The following is an 18,402-nucleotide window of genomic DNA, read 5'->3' on the forward strand; positions in this document are numbered from 1 at the left end:
CATTTTTGGAATCAGCGAACCAACCTGATTTGTTCTTTAACTTTCAATGCTAGATTTTCACCTGAACGGCCCATCTCACATTTAAAAACAGGTACACCATTGGCTAATAAAGTAACGTAATCCGGCATATCAACCGGAATAATGTCGCCTGCTTCAAGGTGAACCAAATCCCTTAACGTTAAGGTTTTATCAACAATCTTAACATCAAGAGGAATTTTGGCTTCCATAATATCAGCACGCAATGCTCTAACCCAACGCTCATCAATATCATCAACGTCTGACTGTACACCCGAATCCAGTTCTTCACGAACAGGCTCAATCATTGAATAAGGGATAGTGACGTGCAAATCACCACCACCACCATCAAGTTCAATGTGAAAAGTGCTGACCACAACAACTTCACTAGGGCTAACAATGTTAGCCATCGCAGGATTAACCTCAAAACCTATATACTCAAAGTTAAGCGGCAAAACCGTTGCCCAAGCTTCTTTTAAATCAATAAAAACTTGTTCTAATACTTTTTGAACAATACGAATTTCAGTAGGTGTAAATTCACGACCTTCAATTTTAGCGTGACGACCATCACCACCAAAAAAGTTATCTACCAACTTAAACACCAGTTTGGCATCCATAACAAAGAGGGAAGTACCTCTTAATGGACGAATTTTTACTAGGTTAAGACTGGTAGGCACATAAAGCGTGTGAACATATTCACCAAACTTCATGATTTGCACGCCACCTGAGGCAACATGAGCACTACGACGTAATAAATTAAATAGACTTATACGTGTATAACGTGCAAAACGCTCGTTAATCATTTCCAGCGTAGGCATTCGTCCACGCACAATCCTGTCTTGACTGGTAATATCATAACTATGTACACCACCCGCCTCTGCATTAGCGCTTGACGGATCAGGCAAATCATCATCATCAACACCGTGCAGTAGCAGATCGATTTCATCCTGCGAGAGTAGATCCTGAACTGCCATAACATCTCACCTTAATCAGTCAAATTTAATCAGTCAAATAGAGCGACAACAACCACTACTGCATTACAAAATCAGTAATCAGCACTTCATCAATTTTCATTTTCTCACGATCCATAATCGCCTGCACTACTTCAAACGCACTCATTTGTAGTTGAAGCTTACCCTCAGGTGTTTGCATCGTTTGGTAGTCTTGCTTGGTAAATAACATATTCAAATTATTTTTAAGCAGTGGCATATGTTTTTCTACTGCTAAAGCTATGTCTAAATTATTGGTTTTAATCGCCAAAGAAATTTGCATAAAACGCTGTCTACGATCAGAAGAAACCATAGGTGCTACAAAAGCTTCTGGAAAAGAATAATAAAAAGAAGTGCTTTTAGCAGGCTTATTACTCGCTGTGTTAGCATCCTGCTCCTCAGCTGTCTCTGAGTCACTACCCATAAAATACATAGCACCACCGACTGCTAGCGCACCAACAATGGCTAAACCAACCACTAAACCACCAATTAATAGTAACTTACTTTTCTTTTCACCTTCTTCGGCCATGCGCTTCTCCTAAACCAACTTTTAACTTAATTCGCTGAGTGTAAAACCAAACCTGATAAAATCTAGGCGTAATAGTCTATCAGACCTAGCGGCTGAGTTAAGAGTGGAATCTGTATTCCATCTAAACCCTCTTCATCTGCAAAATTAGAGCCTGTCAATTGATTCGACTGCTTTAACTCGCCTTGCTGCTGCCTTTGACCTTGACCAGCAAGCGACTCGTCTGACACCTCTACATCGGCCAACATTAAGCCCTGAGCCTCCATCATTTCACGCAGCTTGGGTAGCGATTGCTCTAGTAATTCACGTGCATGGGGATTAGCTGCCTGAAAAGCAACCGAAGCTTGATCGCCCTGTATTCGTATTTTTACCTTTACACTGCCTAATTTAGGTGGATCTAAACGCATTTCGGCTACTTGCATATTCTTGGCATTCATCAAATTAATACGATTCGCCAAAGCTTGTGCGTTAGAATCTGCTGCGGCTTGCATCATAAAAGGTAACGCAGCTACACCGGCTGTTATTCTAGGCGCAGTTTGTGTTGCCGTATTTGCCGCTTGCGTGCCCACCAAACCCATGCCTGCTGACTGCAATAATTGATTCAAGTTTTCACCGCCAGCACGAACAGGACTTACAGCAGCCAAGCCACCCGTAGCACTTATTTTATTTAAGCTACTGACTAAATCACCCACTTTATCTTTAGCTAAAGCATGACTATCCGTGGCTTGTTGTTTAATGGTTAATTTATTATTAAAAGCATTTTGGGCATCATCTGCCTTAACCGTCAAATCTTTAGCTACTAAAGACAAATAATCACCACGCGCTAAAACGGCTAAACGCTGAAAGTCAATATCAGCACCCAACAAGCCCGCTAAAAATTCAGAAAAACCTTCTGTGTTTTCTAAACCTGCCAATAGCTCTTGCAGTTCAGGTGGCATTTTTTCGATAACACTTTCAGGATCGTCCTCAAAATCTTTTTTTAACGTTTGCAACTCTTCAGGTGACATATCTGCTAACCAGCGACTAACACCTTCAATAACCGGCTGTTGCTTATCTTCCGGTAAATCGGCAAGAAAATTCCGTGAAACTTCAGGTATCGGCAAACTTCCGCCACTCAGTTTAGCGGTATTGTTGGTCAAAGTACGCAATTGCTGGGCTAGACTTACTAACTGACTATCAGCGGTCTGTAATTGGCTTTTAAATTGTGTCTTGAACTCAGAAGTTGCAGTGGATGTATAAGTAGACTTAGTCGTAGAGTGACTATTATTAGTGGTCGCATTAAGTAAAAAATCGGTGTGTGAATAATTATTCATCAATTAAATCCCTTATTTCAACCTGTCTAACAGGATAAAAAAATACTATGACTAGGCTTAAAGCAGGATTCGTGCCAACCGCTAAGTTTGCCTTGATGCCTTTTGACTATTAAATTCGTCAAATAATTTTTGTTCTTGTCGATTAGCAATAATTTCATCTTCTTTACGCGCTGACTCTATAACGCTATCAATCCCCTTAGCACGGGCTTGTGTCTTAATCCAATGCTTCGTTACTTGTTCTTTTTGCTGCTCCAACAATTTTATCTGCTCATTTTGCTGTATCTGCGCCGCTTCTAAGCGCTGAATAAATAACTGGTAGCGCATAACAGCATGAATATCCATTCTTCGACCCGGCTCATCACCACCGCGCATCAATTGTAGGTATTCAGACTCATAATTTTTAAGCTGGCTATGTGTTGCTTGCTCAGCGGCTATTTTTTGATTTAAATAACCCAAAGCTCTGGCCGCTTCTTCTACTTTACCTTGAGCTAATTTAAGAACTGGCTGCAAACGCTTACCACGACTCATTTAAGCACCTCACAAGCATCAATTCAGCACCATATTCTTAGCCAAAAGCTCTAATCGCTGCTGACCTGTCAACAAATCAACTTTTTCGTCTAAGCGCTGTTGTAAAAATTGACGCATCACTGGCATTAAAGCAATCGACAAATCAATTTCTTGGTCACTGCCTCGCGTGTAAGCACCCACGTTAATCAAATCTTTATTTTGCTGATATTTCGCATAAATTTGCTTAAAACGATAAACGCGAGCTAAGTGGTCTGGGGTAACAATTTGTGGCATTGCACGACTAATTGAAGCTTCTACATCAATCGCTGGATAATGCCCTTCTTCTGCCAAACGCCGTGACAAAACAATGTGACCATCTAAAATGGCGCGTGCCGAATCAGCAATCGGATCTTGCTGGTCGTCGCCTTCGGTTAATACGGTATAAAATGCAGTAATTGAACCTTGACCTTTTGCAGAGTTGCCTGTGCGCTCGACCAACTTAGGCAGCATAGCAAACACTGAAGGCGGATAGCCTTTTGTTGCGGGTGGCTCACCAATCGCCAAAGCAATTTCACGCTGTGCTTGGGCATAACGAGTTAAAGAATCCATCAGCAGCAGCACTCGCTTGCCTTTATCACGATAATACTCAGCAATGCTGTGCGTTAACTGTGCTGCACGCAAACGCATTAAAGCAGCGTCATCAGCCGGTGAAGCAATCACCACCGAACGCGCCATACCTTCAGGGCCAAGAATTTCTTCAATAAACTCTTTTACTTCTCGACCACGCTCACCAATCAAACCAACGACCGTAATATCGGCTTGCGTAAAGCGAGTCATCATCCCCAACAATACTGATTTACCCACACCACTACCGGCAAATAAGCCCATACGCTGACCTTGACCAACGGTTAGCATGGAATTAATAACACCAACACCAACATCCAACGGCGTATCAATCGGGTGTCTATCTAAAGGATTAATTGTACGGCCATCTAAACTGGCTTTACCATCAGTCACCAAAGGCCCTTTATCATCTAAAGGTCGACCATAACCATCTAATACGCGACCTAACAAACCAAAACCAACCGGCACATTCATGGCATTAAGGTTAGGCGTTACTCTGGCACCTGGGCGTAAACCTTCCGAGTTTTTAAGCGGCATCAAGAAAATATTTTCACCAGAAAAACCCACAACTTCAGCTTCAACAGGAATGCCAGTAGTTGATTCGATATTACAATAAGAACCCACCGGCAGATTACAACCTACTGCCTCAAGCGTAAGGCCCACCATGCGTACTAGACGACCTTCAACTAGAGGCTTATCTTTAGGGATATTGTTTTGATGGCCCATCAAACGCTCGGCAAGGCTTAAATTAACCATGCGGAATATCCTGTTCGTCAATCACGTTTAAAGCATCATTATCGGGCAGGTCTTCTAAATCATCTAACCAATTATTTTCAACAACATAGCGGTCATCATGGATAGACTCAGGCGACCAGCGCTCTTCTTCAACTGACTCATCCACAAGCTCAACCACTTTACTGTCTTTAACTTCGTTTGTTACAGCCGCCTCTTCAACCGCAGCGGCTCTAGGCTCAGTTTCTGAAAAAAGGGCTTCTAAATCAGCTTCTGCATCGTTTAGGTCGAACCCTTGCAAAAAATCATCCGTTTCTGAAATATTTTCTTCTTCTGAAGCTATCATTGCAACTTCAGAAGCATTGACGACATCATCTAGCGGCTCAAGCATTGGCTTGGCTACTGGCATCGCCATAGGCAAATCAACTAAATCATCTTCAAGCGCCGTATCTTTAGGACGTTCGTGACGTGGCGTTTTTCCTCGCTGCAAACTCACCTGAGCAATTGGCTCTGGTTGTAGTCGTGGCTCTGATTCTTGCTCTGGTTCTAATGCTAATTCTTGCTCTGGTTCTAATGCTAGCGCTTGCCCTAATTCTTGCTCTGGTTGTAATAACGCGTTCTTTTCTAAAAATGGACTTTCTAATACAGTGTCTAGTTCAGATTCCGCTATCGCCAAATTAGCTTGCGGTTCAGTGCTAGCAATAAAAGGCTCAGAAAAAACAGCTTGATCTAAAGGCGGCGTATCCGGTGTATCAAGCACACCATCAGCAAGTGGTGCAAAGTTGCTAGCCACTGGTCGATAAGCGCTACCTAACAGTTTATCAATAATTTTTTTGTAACGGCCTTCTAAAGTAGAGTCAACCAAGCTTTGCAGCGTTTCTATTCTAGCGCCACCCAAAGTAACTTCGGAATCACCCACTAAGCGATATTCGTCTAATAAGTTTTCACAAGCAGCTTCTGCAAGGTTTAAATCTTCAGGGTTAAGAAAAATTCTGAGCCGTTGATGACCCACTGGCAATGCTGCAACGGATTCTTGTAAAACATCTATTAAAAAATTTCGCTCTAATTTTACTTCACGACGCAAAATAGCCCGACAAACCAGATCAACTAACGAAAGCAGTGCATTTTCTACGTCTTGATCCAAAGCAGCCACAGGGCCTTGCAACTGCTCAATTAAACCTTGTAATCGAGCCAATTGCTGGTCAATTTCTTGCTCTGCTTGACCTAAACCTTGTTCATAACCTGATTGAAACCCAACTTCTTGACCTGTTTTTTCACCTTCTTGATAACCCAGCGCACGGCCTTCCTCTTGCCCTGCTGCAACACCTTCAGCAAAACCAACAGCATAGCCCTGCTGCTGCGCTTCTTCAGCTTGTGCAATAAGTGCTTCCGGTGTAGGTGCAGCAATAACAGGCTCTACCAAAGATACTTCCTCTGGTAGATCATCTTCCTTTTTCAACTCCTTTAAACGCTGAGCAATACGTCGCTTAACACCGGTAAGATCAGGCATTTCCCAGTGGGTATAAGCTACATTGTCACTAACCGGAATACGTTTTTTGTTTTGCACTTAACCTACCTATTTGCACTTAACCTACCTAAGAGCCAACAAAACAGAATACTGTTAAACCATTTCATCACCACCAGAAGCTAGATTAATAGTGCCATCGTCAGCAAGACGACGCGCCACACCCAACACTTCTTTTTGCGAGCTTTCAACTTCACTAATACGAACAGGACCTTGTGCTTCTAAATCATCACGTAATAGTTCTGCAGCACGCTTAGACATATTCTTAAAGATTTTTTCTTGAACCCTAGGTTCAGCGCCTTTAAGTGCCAAGGTTAATGTTTCTGGCTTAACTTCACGCAGCAATACTTGCAAATCTTTGTCGTCCAAATCGGCAAGGTTGTCGAATACAAACATTAAATCTTCGATTTCTATACCTAGCGCTTCGTCAATCTCTTTAATAGCATCCATCAACTCACCCTCAACGTTACTGTCAAGGTTGTTCATTATATTAGCAACTACTTTAACACCACCCATACTGGTAGTTTGTGTGCCGCCTGAACCAGAGAATTGCTTTTCTAAAATATCATTAAGCTCTTGCAAGGCTTGTGGTTGCACCGACTCTAATGCAGCAACACGTAACATCACGTCTAAACGTACCTTAGGATCAAAGAAGCGAATAATTTCTGCGCCTTGATCTGAATCCAAATAAGACAACACAATGGCTTGAATTTGCGGGTGTTCAAAACGAATAATGTCGGCTACAGCACGCGGCTCCATCCATTTAAGTGTATCTAAACCTGTGGTATTACCGCCCAATAGAATACGATCGATAAGACCGTTAGCTTTATCTTCACCCAAAGCTTCACTTAGCATACGGCGAATATAACTGTCCGCACCAACGCCCAAACCTGTTTGCTCGCCAACATCTTCTAAAAAGTCACCTAAAACTTCTTCAACATCTGCTCGGCTAACGTTTTGCAGTTGCGACATGGCTAAACCTATTTTCTGAACTTCTTTAGGTCCCATGTGTTTAAGCACTTGCGCTGCATCAGTTTCACCCAACGACATTAAAAGTATTGCTGCTCTTTCTAAACTAGAAAGGCTTTCACCGTATTCATCATCACTCATCGTTTGCTACCCACTGGCGGACTACCTGAGCTACCCGTCCCGGATTCTCAGCAATCAAGGCACGAATTGCATTCAGTTGCCGCTCATAAAGATCACTTTGTGGTGCAAGTAAAGGATCATCAGAAGCACTTAACGTAACCTGATCGTTTGACAGACCATCATCAAGTGCTGCCAAGGAATCGAGCTCAGAATCATTAAGATCTTTATCAGAACGTGCTGCCAAGTTACGTAGAATTGGGCGTAACACACCAAAGATAAGAATCAATACAAAAAGACCCGCTAGAACCTGCTTGGCTAAATCCCAGACCCAAGGCTGTTCCCACAAGGGTATGTCTGGAATCTCATCCACTGCACCTTCAACAAAAGGTGAGTTGATAACACTCACGCTATCACCACGAGCCGCGCTATAACCAACCGCATTACGGACTAAAGAGGTTAGTCTTTCAATCTCATTGGCATCCCAAGGCAAGCGCTCGGCCACACCTGTATCTGGATTACGCTGAATTAAATCATCAACAACAACCGCTACGGTTAAACGTGCGATTCTACCCGAGTCGTTGCGTGAATAACTAAGGGTTCTATCTAACTCAAAATTACGTGTTGCTTGTGAGCGACGATTGGTTGCCGCTTCTGACGTTGTGCTACCATTAGCATTCTCTGGTGCAAAACCATCTTGAGGAGGCTGATTAGACAAAGCACCGGGAATACCTAAAGGGCCAAAATCGCCACCCCGCTGTTCATCAACCGTTTGCTCGCTACGTATAGCTGGCATATCAGGATTAAATTGCTCGGTACTTTGCTCAATTTTAGTAAAATCAACATCAACAGCAACGGCTGCTTGAAAACGACCAGGACCTGCAATAGGCTCTAAAATAGAGCGAATACGCTCATTAACTCTTTGTTCAACAAGGCGAGTATGTTCTAGCTGCATCGCCATCGCTTTATCAGTTTCACTTTCTTCTTTTTGTGATAAAAGATTGCCGCGCTGATCCACAATGGTGACATCTTTTGAATCCATTTGCGGAATACTGGAAGCAACTAAGCGCATAATAGCGTTGGCTTGAACGGCATCCATCGTTCTACCCGGTGTTAAATTTAGAAAAACTGAAGCCGTCGATTTTCGCTGATCACGTAAAAAAACGGATTGGCGTGGCACAGCAAGGTGTACGCGTGCTTGACGAATAGCATCTAAACTAGAAATAGTTCTAGCAAGTTCACCTTCAACACTGCGTAGATAACGCGCATTTTCCATGAACTGACTAGTGCCTAAGCCTTGTTCAGTTTCTAAAAGTTCATAACCTACAGTATTAGGTTGCTGTATATCCGCACCAGCAACTTGCATACGCGCACGGTGTATATCGCTTTCTTTTACAAGCAAAGTACCAGAAGAAGGATCAACCCGATATTGAATCTGATTTCTTTCTAAAACCTCTACAATAGCCGAAGAATCCACCTCATTAAGGCTAGACATTAAAGGTCGATAATTATCTGACTGAGACCAGAGTACTACAGCAAAACCTAAGGCAATACTGGCAGCAAAACCTACCAATAAAGCCATCTGACGCAATACATTTAACTGATTAAAGTTAGCAAGCATAGTTTCTGCTTTACTGCCACTCTTTAAAAAGCCACCTTTACTTTGCTTGTCATTATTGGCTTGACCTGCAGCAACACCGCTCGCCTCTGGCTGCACAGTGTCAGGTAAGTTAGCTGATCCTGAATCACTGGCCACATTGGCAGGTGCATTTTCCATTCATTAACCCCAGTTAATCCATTCTGACAACTCAAATGTTAGCTCAGACATTAAATAGACATCCGCATAACTTCTTGGTAAGCACTTACCAAGCGGGTTCTCACCTGCGACATAGCCTCAAAAGCTACCGATGATTTTTGTGCAGAAATCATCACGTTAACAATATCCACATCAGGATCACCCATTTCATAACGGGTACGCAGATCACTTGCCTGCTGCTGATGGCCATTCACGTTGTCTATCGCTTGTTTTAGCATGCTAGCAAAAGACGGAACTTCTTTAACGTCCGAAGCAGCACTCACACCAGAAACTGAATTAATTGAATTTTCTTGTAGTCCACTCACCAAAGGTGATAAACCAACTTGCGATGCATTCATGCCGTGATTTATCTGGCTTTGTGCTGATCGTATTTGTGTCAACACACCTGAAATATCAGCGCGTTCAATCATGTTAGAACACCCTTTTTATATTTAATGTTAAAAATATGTAACAAACCAGTGAGATTACAACCCAACGATTTAAAATTATTAAAGATGGGTTACTTTTACTCCATTAACACTTTAATTTATCTGGTTTACAGGTTGCTTACTTTACCGAATTGCTTGCCTGATGACTACACTATAATCCCACAATTCATCGGCAAATACAGATCTGTAATGCAACTCAAAGTTTCATTAGGTAAAAAAATAACCAATTTAGTAATTAAACTTAATTAAAAATAACCTTCATCGCGCATTTTCGCTAATTTATAACGTAAAGTTCGTGGACTTATCCCCAGACGCTCTGCTGTTTCTTTTTTGCGGCCAGCTTCCTGCTTTAAAGCATCAATAATCATTTGCTTTTCTTGCCCCCACAAATCCTCTTTTAATGCCTCACCCAAAAACTCTACTTTAGATCCACTCATAGACGACTCACTAACGGGCGGCTCATTGATTGATGCTAATAAATCCGTTTCTATGACTAAGCTTTGTAAAGTAACCTGATCGCCTGTCGCCAAAATCAATGCACGCTGCATTACATTTTCAAGTTCACGCACATTACCCGGCCAAGTATGTTCTTTTAGCCTTTTAGCTGCTTCAGGATGCAACTCTGGTAGCTTTTTCACGCCCATACGCTGCGCGTGCTTGGCCATTAAAAAGTTAGCTAAAGGCACGATATCAGCAGGTCTAGCGCGTAAAGGCGGCCAAGCCAAGGGGAAAACGTTTAATCGGTAATACAAATCTTCACGAAATAAACCCTCAGCAATCGCTTGTTTAAGGTTTCTATTACTTGTTGCCAACACCCGCACATTTAACTTCAACACTTTACGTCCACCTAAGCGCTCAACTTCTTGCTCTTGCAAGATACGCAATAGCTTAGCCTGTAGTTCTAGCGGCATTTCGGTGACTTCATCTAACAGCAGCGTACCACCGTCAGCCTGCTCAAATTTACCTGCTGTACTCACATTAGCGCCGGTAAAAGCACCTTTTTCATAACCAAACAAAGTAGCCTCTAATAAGCTTTCTGGTATTGCTGCACAGTTAATGGCAATAAAAGGTTTATGCGCTCGCGCTGATTCAGTGTGAATAAAGCGTGCCAAAACTTCTTTGCCCGTGCCCGATTCACCACCAATCATGACTGAAGCATCGCTTTTAGCCACACGACTGGCTAACAGTAACAATTCTTTACTGGCTGGATCATCAACAATCGGCTGATTAATCGCTGATTGCTGACTACCCCCTTGCCCCTGTAATAAAGGCTTTAATACTTTAACTAACACGTCTGGGTCAAAAGGCTTAACAAGGTAATCTGCTACACCTTTACGCATCGCATCAACGGCTTGATCGATACTGCCATAAGCCGTCATCAACACCATCGGCACACCGGGCCAATTTTCTTGCACCGCTGTTAATAGTTGATGACCGTCCATCATAGGCATATTCACATCAGAAACGACCAAGCTAATGGCGTGCTTCTTCATTTTTAACAACGCTTCTTTACCATTTTCTGCAGAAACATAAGACCAACCTTCTAAAGAAAGCGTATCTTCTAGCGCTTCACGAAGATCAGCATCGTCTTCTACGATCAAAATTTGCTGCATTAACACTCTCCAGAATTTAGTGCCATATCTACACTTTTTAATCAGAATTAATTGAATTAGACGCCGTCGGATCAGAACCAGTCGGTAAAGCCAGCCAAGCTTTTACACCTTCACCTAAACGGGTTTGCAACCAAAAACGGCCTTTATGTGCTTCAATAACGGCTTGAACAATCGCCAAACCCAATCCTGTTCCTTGTGATTTAGTGGTATAAAAAGGCTCTTGTGATTTTTGTACTGAACCTGAATCAATACCCGGGCCATTATCAGCAACACACAGCAATAAATGCCGTCCATTCAAGCCCGGTAAGTCATCAACTACTTCTAAATGCAAAGTAATTTGCGGTGCTGGACTTATCGCTTCTACAGCATTATTAATTAAATTAAGTACCGCGCCAACCAACGAATCAAGACTAATAACAAGCTGACCTTCAACACAACCGACCGCCCAAACAAAATCGAGTTGATTTCTTTCGACTATTGGCTGAACCGCTTCTTGCAACGCTTGTAAAAAAGCAGCAACGTCCATGCGCCGTGCCATTCGAGTTTCACCCTTGGCAAAAATAAGCATATCGCGGATTTGCTGATCCATGTGCTGCAAGCGTCCTTTAATTCTGGCAGCAAATTTTTTTTGTTGCTCAAGCTCTAAGTTGTCTTTTTGTAAATGACCCGCATAAAGTAGTGCTGTTGATAGCGGTGTACGTAACTGATGCGCTAAAGAAGCCGCCATATTACCCATTGAAGACAAACGCTCATGGCGAGCCAACTGCTCCTGCAAACGGCGCGTTTCAGTTAAATCTTGCAATAATATCAACTGCCCAGCACCTTCAGATAAAGAACTAATGGATAAACTCACGCGTTTACCATCACGCAAAGAAATCTCATGTCCATCATCGTTGCGCGGCGCAAAAGCACGCTGCACCACCGACAACCAAGACTCATGCAGCAGCGGTTCACCCAAAATGGCAACCGCTGATGGATTGACTTGACTAACTTTTCCACGCTGATCCAACAGCACCAAACCCGCGGGTAAAACGGCTAATACATCGGACAAAGTTTGCTCAGCAGCCTTAGCAGCCGGTCGTTCAGTCACGTTAACGTCTACTCTAATTTTATTGACCATAGTGTGTTGATCTCATTTGATTACAGTCATTTTCGCACAGACCAGCTTGTTTTAGTTAGAATGGTGTTTTGCCACATCACCTGCTGGAATCTTATATTGACACCTTTTATTCACTTACGCCTACACACAGAATTCTCGCTCCATGATGGTCTGATACGCCTTAAACCCTTAGCTAAAAAAGCCGCTGAGCTGGGTTATCCAGCATTATCACTCACCGACGAAAGCAACCTTTTTGCACTGGTTAAGTTTTATAAAACCGTACAAAGCGCAGGCATTAAACCCATTATTGGTAGTGATATTTGGTTAGCGCCGCTGGACAAAAAATCACCCCCAGCACGCATTACTTTGCTAGCAATGAACAATACGGGTTATTTAAACTTAACCGAAATTTTGTCACGCGCTTGGTTAGAAGGTCAGCACTTAGGTAAACCCTATTTAAAGTTTGAGTGGCTAGCAGCGCAACCCGAAGGTTTAATTGTGTTGTCGGGTGCAAAAGAAGGGCCTATCGGTCAACTACTATTAGCAGGACACCTCGAAGAAGCCACCGCACTAACCCAGCAGTGGATGCGTATTTTCCCTGATACTTTTTATTTAGAAATACAACGCACCGCACGTTTAGGTGATGAAGAATGCCTTCATGCCAGTGTAACCCTTGCTCAACAGCTAAACTGCCCTTTAGTTGCCACCAATGATGTGCGTTTTATGCAACGTAAAGATTATTGGGCACATGAAACGCGTGTTGCTATTGGCGAAGGCCGTAGCCTTGATGATCCACGCCGTGAGAATAATTATTCCGAAGAGCAATATTTAAAAAGTCCACAAGAAATGCAGGCGCTGTTCAGCGACTTGCCTGCAGCACTGGCTAATAGCGTAGAAATTGCCAAGCGTTGCAACGTTGAAGTACGTTTAGGCGAATATTTTTTACCTAAGCTGCCGATTGCTGAAGGTATGACTGAAGATGAACATTTTCGCAAAAAGTCTCACGATGGTCTTACACAACGCTTTGAAAAAATTCACCAGCCACGCCCAGAAAACTTTGCAGAAATACAGCAAGAATACCGTGATCGACTGGATTTTGAACTTAATACCATTATTCAAATGGGTTTTCCTAGCTACTTTTTAATTGTTGCTGACTTTATTGGTTGGGCGCTCAAAAATGAAGTTCCCGTAGGCCCTGGTCGTGGTTCGGGTGCGGGCTCTTTGGTCGCCTATTCACTGAATATTACCGACCTAGATCCCATTCATTACAGCCTGCTGTTTGAGCGTTTTCTTAATCCTGAACGGGTTTCTATGCCCGACTTTGACATCGACTTTTGCATGGAAGGCCGTGAAAAGGTCATTAAATACGTCACAAAAACTTATGGGCGTGAAGCCGTTTCGCAAATTGTTACCTTTGGAACGATGGCTGCTAAAGGCGTGTTACGCGACGTAGCCCGCGCCCAAGGCAAGCCCTATGCAATTGGCGACCGGCTGTCTAAAGCCATTCCTTTTGAAGTTGGCATGACTTTAACTAAAGCTGCGGATGAAGTTGAAGAGCTTAAACTACTTGAAACCGCCTACCAAGCCAGCTTGACTAGCGAACTCACCGAACAAATGTTAGAAAACCTTGACCAAGAAGGTTATGAAGTTTGGGCAATGGCACGCGAATTAGAAGGCATTGCGCGTAACACAGGCAAGCACGCGGGTGGTGTGGTAATCGCGCCCAGTAAACTGACCGACTTTGCCCCCGTTATGGCCGATGAAGAAGGCAACGGCTGGGTGGTGCAGTTTGATAAAGACGACATTGAAGAAGCCGGATTGGTTAAGTTTGACTTTTTAGGCTTGCGTACTTTAACTATCATTGATCGTGCCTTAAAAGACATTAACGAAAAGCGCCATTTAATGGGTGAAGATGCCTTAGAAATTACCGGCATTTCACTTAACGATAAAACAACCTTTGATCTATTAAAAAGAGCCGAAACCACCGCCGTTTTCCAGCTTGAATCGCGGGGTATGAAAGAGCTCATTAAAAAACTTAAACCCGATAGCTTAGAAGACATGATCGCACTGGTTGCACTGTTTCGACCCGGCCCGTTGCAATCAGGCATGGTTGATGATTTTATTCAGCGTAAACATGGCGAATCGCCCATTTCTTACCCCCACCCCGATTATCAGCACGCAGCATTAGAACCGGTATTAGCACCCACCTACGGCATTATTTTATACCAAGAACAAGTCATGCAAATCGCACAGGTGATGGCAGGCTTTACTTTGGGTGGTGCCGATATGCTACGGCGGGCGATGGGTAAGAAAAAGCCAGAAGAAATGGCGAAAATGCGCCAACTTTTTTTGGAAGGCAGTGAAAAAAATGGCATTGATGCCACTAAAGCAGGGCAGATTTTTGACCTAGTAGAAAAGTTTGCAGGTTATGGTTTTAACAAGTCTCACTCTGCTGCTTATGGTCTAGTTTCTTACCAAACTGCTTGGCTTAAAACGCATTATCCCGCATCTTTTATGGCAGCAGTTATGTCGACTGAAATGAACAACACCGACAAGGTGGTGATGCTGGTTGAAGAAAGCCGTGCCATGAAACTGACCATTATGCCGCCCGATGTTAACTTGGGCAGCTGGTATTTTACCGTAAACGCAGCAGGTGAGATTATCTATGGTTTGGGCGCAATCAAAGGCGTGGGCGAAAGTCCTGTTGAAGCTTTAACTGAAGCAAGAAACCAAGGGGGTATTTTTAGCGACCTTTTTGATTTTTGTAACCGTGTCGACATGAAGCGTCTTAACAAACGTAGCATTGATGCATTAATTCGCAGCGGCGCTTTCGATAAATTAGCGCCCAGTCGCAACCTACTTCTAGCAGCCTTAGAAGATGCACTTAAAGCCGCGGATCAAGCCAACCGCAATATAAGCTTAGGCATGAACGATTTATTTGGTGGTTTAAGTGTTGAACAAGACACAAACAGCGACCCCTACGCGCCTTATTTAAGCACACCACAATGGACGGACAAACAACGCCTAGCCGGTGAAAAAGAAACACTTGGCTTGTATTTAACCGGTCATCCTATTGATGAATATGAAGCCGAATTAAAGCGCTTTGTTAGCAAAAAAATTGCTAACCTACAGCCTTCACGCGAACCGCAACGCATAGCGGGTCTAGTGATGGCATTTCGTACCATGAAAAATAAGCGTGGCGAAACCTTGGCTTTTATGACTTTAGATGATCGCTCGGGGCGCATTGAAGTTTCAATTTTTGGTGAAGAGTACGAACGCTGTAAATCACAACTCACTAAAGATGCACTGCTGATTTTAGAAGGCGAAGTCCGCGAAGATAACTTTACTGGTGGGCTTGCCATGCGCTGCAAAGAAATCACTCCGATCACTGAAGCGCGTAGTAAGTTTGCTCACGCATTAGAGGTACATTTTGATGAACAAAGCTTTGATGCCAATCAAGTCAATCAACTCAGCCAATGCTTAGCAAAATACGCATCAAAAGATCAGGGTTTAGCGTTACACCTTATTCATACTAGCCACTTAGGAAAAGCCACCCTTTTTCCTAGCACTGATTGGCGAGTAACACCTAACGATCAACTACTAGAAATACTCAGCCAATTGCTTGGTAAAGACAATTTTCGTCTGGTTTATCAAAATGAAGGACAAAACCGACAGACTTAGCCAAGCTATTGTGTAACAAACTATTACATAACAAACTATCGCATAAATTTTGAGTCTGTCCGTTGTTTCGTCTATAGTTGCCGCAAATTATTTAAAGTTGCGGCACAATTTTTACCTTGCACAAGCGCTACTTAATAAATCTCTTTCAGGCAGAAAAAAACTATGAACTTGAATTATTTAGATTTTGAACAACCCATTGCTGACCTTGAAGTAAAAATTGAAGAATTACGTCTAATTGGTAACGATTCAGACCTTAATATCAGCGATGAAATTACCCGCCTGCAAGAAAAAAGCCACAAGCTGACCGAGCAAGTTTTTTCTAATTTAACGGCTTGGCAAGTTTCCCAATTATCACGTCACCCGATGCGTCCTTATACCTTAGATTACCTAAACTTAATGTTTGATGATTTTGATGAGTTGCATGGCGACCGCCATTTTAGTGATGATGCCGCTATTGTGGGTGGTATGGCACGCTTAGAGGGTCGTCCTGTGATGGTGATTGGTCATCAAAAAGGCCGTGACGTTAAACAAAAAGTAAAACGTAATTTTGGTATGCCACGTCCCGAAGGTTATCGCAAAGCGCTGCGCTTAATGGAAATGGCCGAACGCTTTAAAATGCCCATTTTAACGTTTATTGACACACCTGGTGCTTACCCAGGTATTGATGCCGAAGAGCGTGGTCAGTCTGAAGCGATTGCCTTTAACTTGGCAGTTATGTCACGCCTAAAAACACCGATTATTTCTACCGTCATTGGTGAAGGTGGTTCTGGCGGAGCGCTAGCCATCGGTGTTTGTGACGAATTAATGATGCTGCAATACTCAACCTACTCGGTTATTTCGCCTGAAGGTTGTGCGTCTATTTTGTGGAAAAGCGCCAGCAAAGCGGCTGATGCAGCACAGGCGATGGGGCTAACTGCACCACGCCTAAAAGAGCTGGGCCTAGTAGATACCCTTATTCCAGAACCACTGGGTGGCGCACACCGCAACCCAGAAGCAATGGTTGTTAGCTTAAAAGCTGCACTGATTCAAGCATTAGACAAACTTGATGTAAATAACTCAGAAGAACTGGTCGAAAGACGTTACCAGCGCCTAATGAGCTATTCTTCTTTAAATGACATCGCTTAAAGAACGCCATTGCTTAAAAAACTGCTGCTAGCGCTACCAACTAACACCACAAAAATTTGCGTGGCGTTCAGTGGTGGGCTAGATTCACGTGTATTGTTTGAACTAGCGCGGCAAGCGCAACAGCAGCAGCAGCAGCCAAACTTAGTATTACGCGCTATTCATGTTCACCACCAGTTGTCACCATTTGCTGATGATTGGGCGGCTTTTGCACAGCAAGTGTGTGAAACGGCCAAAGTCCCGATTAGCATTTATAAAGTCGATCCACAAAGTTTATCCAATGCTAGTTTAGAAGACCGTGCGCGGCGTGCTAGGTATGCTGTTTTTGAACAAGAGCTGCAAACCAACGAGGTGCTTTTGCAAGGCCATCACCAAAATGACCAAGTAGAAACACTACTGCTGCGACTGTTACGAGGTGCTGGCACGCTTGGGCTAGCCAGTATTCCGCTGCAACGGCCGTTAGGAAAAGGGCTGATTTTACGCCCTCTATTGAAAACAGCTAAGTCTGAACTTTTAGCCTTTGCCCAAGCAGCCCAATTAGAATGGGTAGAAGATAACAGTAATTTTGAAGTCAATTTTGACCGCAATTATTTACGCTTAAAAGTGCTACCGCTGCTACAAGAGCGCTTCCCTAACACCAACCAAAATTTAGCCCGTGTTACTCAGCTAGCAGCAACCAGCCAACAGCTTAACCAAGACCTTGCTCAAATAGATTTAGCCACCTGTCAACGCACCGAACACAGCCTTAACTTAGAAAGTTTTTTAAAACTGGCAGCGTATCGCCAAGTTAACCTGCTGCGTTATTGGCTAAGCATTAGGTGTTTAACCCTACCCAATCATAAAATTTGGCACGAATTAACCAAGCTATATCATGCATCGACTGATTCTCAACCGTTGGTCAGTTGGGACAAAGGTGAACAACAGGTAGAAGCACGGCGTTTTCAGCAACAGCTTTTTATTGCGCCCAGTCATTATTTCCAACCCCTGCCTAAAACTTGGCAAACCACTTGGGATGGAATAAGCCCTATTAGCACACCCGTTGGCAGCATTAATTTTCAGCTAACCCATTTGCTAGCCGCTAATAAAACCCAAGCTTTTACATTACAAAGCCGCCAAGGGGGTGAGGTACTACGCCTTGCTCAGCGTGGACAGCGTGATGTAAAGCGATTGCTGCAAGAATTACAATTACCCCCTTGGCAGCGTAACCAATTGGTTTTTATTTGGCAGCAGCAACAGCTAATTGCGGTGGATAAATTTCTGGTCGCAGAAGGCTGGCAAATCATTAATTGAGTCGATTCTTGCTTTGGATTTTTTAGCCCTTCTGGT

Annotated in this window: 14 protein-coding genes; 3 read left to right on the plus strand and 11 right to left on the minus strand. The window is 43.3% G+C overall.

Annotated elements, in window-relative coordinates:
• Nucleotides 1–11: 11 nt before the first annotated feature.
• The 11 genes from fliM to VJY63_RS11075 form a co-directional block, all read right to left on the minus strand.
• On the minus strand, nucleotides 12–989 hold the full coding sequence (fliM, locus tag VJY63_RS11025) for a flagellar motor switch protein FliM (protein WP_324050837.1): 978 nt from the start codon (nucleotides 987–989) through the stop codon (nucleotides 12–14).
• Between the two features lie 55 nt (nucleotides 990–1,044).
• Nucleotides 1,045–1,533 (minus strand): flagellar basal body-associated FliL family protein, encoded by a 489-nt coding sequence (locus tag VJY63_RS11030; RefSeq protein WP_324050838.1) that lies wholly within the window; start codon nucleotides 1,531–1,533, stop codon nucleotides 1,045–1,047.
• A gap of 62 nt (nucleotides 1,534–1,595) precedes the next feature.
• Nucleotides 1,596–2,843: a flagellar hook-length control protein FliK gene (locus tag VJY63_RS11035; RefSeq protein WP_324050839.1), complete on the minus strand. Its 1,248-nt coding sequence runs from the start codon at nucleotides 2,841–2,843 to the stop codon at nucleotides 1,596–1,598.
• An 81-nt stretch (nucleotides 2,844–2,924) separates the two neighbouring features.
• Nucleotides 2,925–3,371: a flagellar export protein FliJ gene (gene fliJ / locus VJY63_RS11040; protein ID WP_324050841.1), complete on the minus strand. Its 447-nt coding sequence runs from the start codon at nucleotides 3,369–3,371 to the stop codon at nucleotides 2,925–2,927.
• Between the two features lie 18 nt (nucleotides 3,372–3,389).
• Nucleotides 3,390–4,730 (minus strand): flagellar protein export ATPase FliI, encoded by a 1,341-nt coding sequence (gene fliI / locus VJY63_RS11045; RefSeq protein ID WP_324050843.1) that lies wholly within the window; start codon nucleotides 4,728–4,730, stop codon nucleotides 3,390–3,392.
• Entirely contained in the window at nucleotides 4,723–6,273 is a 1,551-nt protein-coding gene (locus tag VJY63_RS11050) for a flagellar assembly protein FliH (protein ID WP_324050845.1), read from the minus strand. The genes fliI and VJY63_RS11050 overlap by 8 nt, the downstream gene beginning before the upstream one ends.
• Nucleotides 6,274–6,327: 54 nt before the next feature.
• Nucleotides 6,328–7,341, minus strand: coding sequence for a flagellar motor switch protein FliG (fliG, locus tag VJY63_RS11055; RefSeq protein WP_324050847.1), 1,014 nt, complete (start codon nucleotides 7,339–7,341; stop codon nucleotides 6,328–6,330).
• A complete protein-coding gene (gene fliF, locus VJY63_RS11060; RefSeq protein WP_324050848.1) occupies nucleotides 7,334–9,094 on the minus strand; it encodes a flagellar basal-body MS-ring/collar protein FliF in 1,761 nt (586 codons plus the stop codon). The genes fliG and fliF overlap by 8 nt, the downstream gene beginning before the upstream one ends.
• Before the next feature lie 50 nt (nucleotides 9,095–9,144).
• Complete coding sequence (fliE, locus tag VJY63_RS11065) at nucleotides 9,145–9,543, minus strand: flagellar hook-basal body complex protein FliE (protein WP_324050850.1); 399 nt, start codon at nucleotides 9,541–9,543, stop codon at nucleotides 9,145–9,147.
• A 263-nt stretch (nucleotides 9,544–9,806) separates the two neighbouring features.
• The gene (locus VJY63_RS11070) at nucleotides 9,807–11,174 is read right to left on the minus strand and encodes a sigma-54 dependent transcriptional regulator (protein ID WP_324050852.1); all 1,368 of its coding nucleotides are present in this window, start codon (nucleotides 11,172–11,174) and stop codon (nucleotides 9,807–9,809) included.
• A 37-nt stretch (nucleotides 11,175–11,211) separates the two neighbouring features.
• Entirely contained in the window at nucleotides 11,212–12,294 is a 1,083-nt protein-coding gene (locus VJY63_RS11075; protein ID WP_324050854.1) for a sensor histidine kinase, read from the minus strand.
• Between the two features lie 93 nt (nucleotides 12,295–12,387).
• Here VJY63_RS11075 and dnaE point away from each other — a divergent pair, with 93 nt between their 5' ends.
• The 3 genes from dnaE to tilS all read left to right on the plus strand — a co-directional run bounded on the left by dnaE (nucleotide 12,388) and on the right by tilS (nucleotide 18,366).
• On the plus strand, nucleotides 12,388–15,954 hold the full coding sequence (gene dnaE / locus VJY63_RS11080) for a DNA polymerase III subunit alpha (protein ID WP_324051032.1): 3,567 nt from the start codon (nucleotides 12,388–12,390) through the stop codon (nucleotides 15,952–15,954).
• Between the two features lie 162 nt (nucleotides 15,955–16,116).
• Complete coding sequence (gene accA / locus VJY63_RS11085) at nucleotides 16,117–17,079, plus strand: acetyl-CoA carboxylase carboxyl transferase subunit alpha (RefSeq protein ID WP_324050856.1); 963 nt, start codon at nucleotides 16,117–16,119, stop codon at nucleotides 17,077–17,079.
• A 9-nt stretch (nucleotides 17,080–17,088) separates the two neighbouring features.
• A complete protein-coding gene (gene tilS / locus VJY63_RS11090) occupies nucleotides 17,089–18,366 on the plus strand; it encodes a tRNA lysidine(34) synthetase TilS (protein ID WP_324050858.1) in 1,278 nt (425 codons plus the stop codon).
• Nucleotides 18,367–18,402: the final 36 nt, after the last annotated feature.

The sequence above is a fragment of the Marinospirillum sp. genome (assembly GCF_035271045.1).
In the GTDB taxonomy this organism is placed as follows: domain Bacteria; phylum Pseudomonadota; class Gammaproteobacteria; order Pseudomonadales; family Halomonadaceae; genus Marinospirillum.

Bases quoted from the DNA above. Each gene is read 5' to 3' on its own strand.
- VJY63_RS11030 (WP_324050838.1), bottom strand. From the start codon at position 1,533: ATGGCCGAAGAAGGTGAAAAGAAAAGTAAGTTACTATTAATTGGTGGT.
- fliI (WP_324050843.1), bottom strand. From the start codon at position 4,730: ATGGTTAATTTAAGCCTTGCCGAGCGTTTGATGGGCCATCAAAACAAT.
- fliG (WP_324050847.1), bottom strand. From the start codon at position 7,341: ATGAGTGATGATGAATACGGTGAAAGCCTTTCTAGTTTAGAAAGAGCA.
- fliF (WP_324050848.1), bottom strand. From the start codon at position 9,094: ATGGAAAATGCACCTGCCAATGTGGCCAGTGATTCAGGATCAGCTAAC.
- fliJ (WP_324050841.1), bottom strand. From the start codon at position 3,371: ATGAGTCGTGGTAAGCGTTTGCAGCCAGTTCTTAAATTAGCTCAAGGT.
- fliE (WP_324050850.1), bottom strand. From the start codon at position 9,543: ATGATTGAACGCGCTGATATTTCAGGTGTGTTGACACAAATACGATCA.
- VJY63_RS11070 (WP_324050852.1), bottom strand. From the start codon at position 11,174: ATGCAGCAAATTTTGATCGTAGAAGACGATGCTGATCTTCGTGAAGCG.
- VJY63_RS11035 (WP_324050839.1), bottom strand. From the start codon at position 2,843: ATGAATAATTATTCACACACCGATTTTTTACTTAATGCGACCACTAAT.
- fliM (WP_324050837.1), bottom strand. From the start codon at position 989: ATGGCAGTTCAGGATCTACTCTCGCAGGATGAAATCGATCTGCTACTG.
- accA (WP_324050856.1), top strand. From the start codon at position 16,117: ATGAACTTGAATTATTTAGATTTTGAACAACCCATTGCTGACCTTGAA.
- VJY63_RS11075 (WP_324050854.1), bottom strand. From the start codon at position 12,294: ATGGTCAATAAAATTAGAGTAGACGTTAACGTGACTGAACGACCGGCT.